General features: G+C 59.1%; 1 protein-coding gene. It reads right to left on the reverse strand.

Annotated features, from left to right (window positions below; translation table 11 throughout):
• A partial coding sequence (locus ACODTB_RS25805) for a LysR family transcriptional regulator (RefSeq protein WP_488929885.1) occupies positions 1 to 232 on the reverse strand: 232 nt, incomplete at its 3' end.
• Positions 233 to 367 lie beyond the last annotated feature (135 nt).

Here is a 367-nt window from a genome sequence, read left to right on the forward strand (position 1 = left end):
CGTCGAGTTCCTGCAGGATGACGCGCACCCGGTCGAGGTAGTTCTCGCCCGCGTCCGTGAGGGAGACGCGGCGGGTGGTGCGGTGCAGCAGGCGGGTGCCCAGGTGGTCTTCCAGGTCGGCCACCAGCCGCGTGACCACGGCGGGCGACATGTCCATGGCGCGCGCCGCCGCCGCAAAACCGCCTTCATCGATCACTTTCTGGAAGGCACGCATCGAGGCCAGGCGGTCCATAACAAAGCTCCTTCAAAGGGTTTTCCCGGGCATCAAAACCATGATTATTGCTGAATTGGAAACACAATAGTCGTTTCGGCGCTGTTTTTCTTCTGATTCAGAAACTTTACAGTTCATCCCATCGATGCACGCAAA

Source organism: Hydrogenophaga sp. FG152, from assembly GCF_057809615.1.